This window comes from Nocardia sp. NPDC060220 (assembly GCF_042727815.1).
Lineage (GTDB): Bacteria > Actinomycetota > Actinomycetes > Mycobacteriales > Mycobacteriaceae > Nocardia.
Genome location: NZ_JBHWZY010001328.1, coordinates 1 through 1,206, shown reverse-complemented (window position 1 = coordinate 1,206; position 1,206 = coordinate 1). Strand labels below are relative to the sequence as shown.

The following is a 1,206-nucleotide window of genomic DNA, read 5'->3' as shown; positions in this document are numbered from 1 at the left end:
GCACCGGCTCCCCGGCCGGTGAGGGCGGCTTCGGCATGGGCCGCATCCTCGCCATCCAGCTCGGCCTCGACGTCGTCCCCGGCACCACCGTGCAGCGCTACTGTGCGTCGTCGGTGCAGACCACTCGGATGGCCTTCCACGCCATCAAGGCAGGCGAGGGTGACGTGTTCATCTCCGCCGGTGTGGAGACCGTCTCGCGCTACGCCCGTGGCTCCGCCGACAGCTCCCCCGACACCAAGAACCCCGAGTTCGCCGAGGCCGAGGCCCGCACCGCCGAGACCGCACTGGGCGGCAAGGGCGCATGGCACGACCCGCGTGAAGACGGCCTGCTCCCCGACGCCTACATCGCGATGGGCCAGACCGCCGAGAACGTCGCGTCGCTGACCGGCATCTCGCGCGAGGACCAGGACCGCTGGGGCGTGCGCTCGCAGAACCGTGCCGAAGAGGCCATCAAGGCCGGCTTCTTCGAGCGGGAGATCACCCCGGTGACCCTGCCCGACGGCTCGATCGTGAGCAAGGACGACGGCCCGCGCGCCGGCGTCACCTACGAGGCGGTCAGCCAGCTCAAGCCGGTGTTCCGTCCCGACGGCACCGTCACCGCGGGCAACTGCTGCGCGCTCAACGACGGCGCCGCGGCGCTGGTGATCATGAGCGACACCAAGGCCAAGGAACTGGGCCTGACCCCGCTGGCCCGCATCGTCTCCACCGGTGTCTCCGGCCTGTCGCCCGAGATCATGGGCCTCGGCCCGGTCGAGGCCGTCAAGCGCGCGCTGGCGATCGCGGGCAAGTCGGTCTCCGACATCGACCTGTTCGAGATCAACGAGGCCTTCGCCGTGCAGGTGCTCGGCTCGGCGCGCGAGCTGAAGATCGACGAGGACAAGCTCAACGTGTCCGGCGGCGCGATCGCGCTGGGCCACCCGTTCGGCATGACCGGTGCCCGCATCACCACCACCCTGCTGAACAACCTGCAGACCTACGACAAGCAGTTCGGCGTGGAGACCATGTGCGTCGGCGGCGGCCAGGGCATGGCGCTGGTCATCGAGCGCTTGAGCTAGTCCGCCTCTCCGCGTCTTCTGGCCAGGATCGGGTGCCGCGAGACATCCGACGCGGCCAGACTTCGCAGTCGGCCGAGTCAGCCGGTCCCCGGTGAGTTACCCATGTACTCGCTGGACATAGTCGAGCGGCTCCCCACAGATCGTGGGGAGC

1 protein-coding gene is annotated in these 1,206 nt (G+C 69.7%); it reads left to right on the top strand.

All coding sequences use genetic code 11. From position 1 onward, the window contains the following. Positions 1–1,055, top strand: a 1,055-nt coding sequence (locus ACFWF3_RS36475) for an acetyl-CoA C-acetyltransferase (protein WP_379318770.1), incomplete at its 5' end; no start/stop codon positions are given. Positions 1,056–1,206: the final 151 nt, after the last annotated feature.